This window comes from Arsenophonus sp. ENCA (assembly GCF_002287155.1).
GTDB classification, from domain to species: Bacteria; Pseudomonadota; Gammaproteobacteria; order Enterobacterales; family Enterobacteriaceae; genus Arsenophonus; species Arsenophonus nilaparvatae.
This window is the reverse complement of record NZ_NHNG01000691.1, coordinates 1-2,800: the sequence shown is the minus strand read 5'-3', so window position 1 is coordinate 2,800 and position 2,800 is coordinate 1. Positions and strand designations below refer to the sequence as shown.

Annotated in this window: 3 protein-coding genes; 1 reads left to right on the top strand and 2 read right to left on the bottom strand. The window is 37.4% G+C overall.

Translation table 11 applies throughout. The annotated features are described in order from the left end of the window. Window positions 1-140, bottom strand: a 140-nt coding sequence (locus CBG25_RS21550; protein WP_366212744.1) for a helix-turn-helix domain-containing protein, incomplete at its 3' end; no start/stop codon positions are given. Between the two features lie 124 nt (window positions 141-264). Further along, the gene (rluE, locus tag CBG25_RS18225; protein ID WP_290608433.1) at window positions 265-894 is read right to left on the bottom strand and encodes a 23S rRNA pseudouridine(2457) synthase RluE; all 630 of its coding nucleotides are present in this window, start codon (window positions 892-894) and stop codon (window positions 265-267) included. Between the two features lie 139 nt (window positions 895-1,033). Between rluE and icd the strand changes: the two genes are divergently transcribed. After that, entirely contained in the window at window positions 1,034-2,284 is a 1,251-nt protein-coding gene (icd, locus tag CBG25_RS18220; RefSeq protein ID WP_290608431.1) for an NADP-dependent isocitrate dehydrogenase, read from the top strand. The last annotated feature ends 516 nt before the right edge of the window (window positions 2,285-2,800 follow it).

Sequence of the window (2,800 nt, the reverse complement as noted above, 5' to 3'; positions counted from 1 at the left end):
TCAGTATTACGTTTGAGTTCCCTGCTGACAGTTGAACGAGAAAGCCCCAATTCTCTAGCAATAGTGGCCTGAGTAACACCGTCAATTATTCGTTTTTCGATATAAAAACGCTCATGTAAGTTCAAATGTTTTCCCTTCATACAACAGTATCTCTTATGGGGTCATTACAGTAATTTTATCTATGTATGACCAAGGATTTACTTTGTTGCATTTCGTTTGGGAATTGGCGTAACGTGAACGACGTTAGCAACCGTAACGTATGGTTTAAACAAGATCGACCTCCTTCCACTCACCTGGCTGTAAGTTACCTAATTGAAAATTAGCCATACTATAGCGAATCAATCGTAAGGTTGGAAACCCTATGTTGGCGGTCATACGACGTATTTGTCGATTGCGGCCTTCTGATAAGGTAATTTTTAGCCAACAGGTTGGAATATTTTTTCTTTTGCGTATAGGAGGATGACGTGGCCAAAGCCAGTCGGGTTCAGCCACAAGTTCAGCTTTTGCTGGCTTGGTCATACCATCTTTTAATAGTAAACCGTGAGAAAATTTTTGTAATGCGGTTGATTCCGGTATACCTTCAACTTGCACATAGTAAATTTTTTCCATTTTATTGTTTGGTTGGGTCAATTTGGCTTGTAATTTGCCATCATTAGTGAGTATTAACAGACCCTCGCTATCGCGATCTAAACGCCCAGCAGCATAGACATTGGTGATAGGAATATAATTTTTTAATGTCTGCCGACCAATTTGGTCAGTAAATTGTGACAATACATCGAACGGTTTATTAAAGAGTAATATTTTACGTGAACTAATCATATGTTTGACAAAATTTGCGCTATTTTTGTCATGATATTGTTTTGATTTGCTCTTTTTATGCTGCAGATTTGTCATGGCAATGATTAATAAAAAATGAGATCCCTATTATACCTTAAATTAGCAAACATTGGCGTAGAAAAATTATTCAAGTACCATGCAATATTCTTACCATAAGTTAACAGGTATTGCGCTAAGATAATAAAAGGAGAGATTGATGGAAAGCAAAGTAGTTGTTCCTCAACAAGGTGAAAAAATTACACTTGCAGCAGGTAAGCTTAATGTCCCTAATAATCCAATAATTCCTTATATTGAAGGGGATGGTATTGGTGCTGATATTACTCCGGTGATGTTAAAAGTGGTTGATGCAGCAGTAAAAAAAGCCTACCACGGTGATAAAAAGATTTCTTGGATGGAGATTTATACTGGTGAAAAATCAACTCAAATTTATGGTAAGGATGTATGGTTACCCGCTGAAACACTCGATTTGATCCAACAATATCATGTGTCTATTAAAGGGCCATTAACGACACCTGTTGGTGGCGGGATCCGTTCCTTAAATGTTGCTTTACGACAGCAACTCGATCTCTATATTTGTTTACGCCCAGTGCGTTATTATCAAGGTACTCCTAGCCCAGTAAAGCAGCCAGAATTGACTGATATGGTGATTTTTCGCGAAAATTCTGAAGATATTTATGCAGGTATTGAATGGAAAGCAGGCAGCTCTGAGGCAGATAAAGTAATTAAATTTCTGCAAGATGAGATGGGAGTAAATAAAATTCGTTTTCCAACCAATTGTGGTATCGGTATCAAGCCCTGTTCAGAAGAAGGAACTAAGCGGCTAGTACGAGCAGCAATTGAGTATGCTATCCAAAATAATCTTAAATCGGTCACTTTAGTGCATAAAGGCAATATAATGAAATTCACTGAAGGTGCCTTTAAAGATTGGGGATACCAGTTAGCACAACAAGAATTTGGTGGTGAATTACTTGATGGTGGCCCATGGATGAAAATTAAGCATCCAGAGACAGGTAAAGATATAATTATCAAAGACGTGATTGCTGATGCGTTTTTACAGCAAATTTTGTTGCGGCCAGTTGAATATGACGTTATTGCTTGTATGAACCTCAATGGCGATTATATTTCTGACGCATTGGCGGCCCAAGTTGGGGGCATCGGTATCGCCCCAGGCGCCAATATAGGCGATAGTTGTGCACTATTTGAAGCAACCCATGGAACAGCACCAAAATACGCAGGTCAAGATAAAGTCAATCCAGGCTCGATTATCCTGTCCGCTGAAATGATGTTACGCCATATGGGTTGGACAGAAGCCGCTGACTTAATTATTAAAGGCATGCAAGGGGCGATTGCTGCCAAAACCGTCACCTATGATTTCGAGCGTTTAATGCCAGGTGCTAAACTATTGAAATGTAGTGAGTTTGGTGATGCAGTAATCAATCATATGTAATTTTGTGCTTTGCTGAATTAATCATGGGAACTTAGCGGTTCCCATTTAATTTGTGAGCTATTGTTTTGTTCCCTAATACTGAACAATTAGACGGCAATGATTTGCCACTCTTTTCCACGATATTCTTGCTTATTCCTTCGGTAAAAATAATAGCTAATCTACCATTATCAGATTTTTGCAACGGCGCGCAAAAAAATGATCGGTTTCTTTGAACAGCACACACTCTTATTGTTGAATTTTTAATCATTAGTTATTAACAATTTTTCCAACATGCCAAATTTTAATTTTGACTTAATATTACTTATGTAATTTAAATTTTGTCGATAAATAGGAAGAATATTTAATGACATCTAATTCAGACAATAAACATAATTTTAGCAATGTGACCTTAAACTAGTTGCTGAATAGAGACTTGCATTTTTTGTCACGCTATTGAGAATAAAAAGAGGTTTAACTTAGAGAATAAAGGTTTGAAATGATCAACAAAGAGCGGCTGTTACGAGATAATCGTTTATG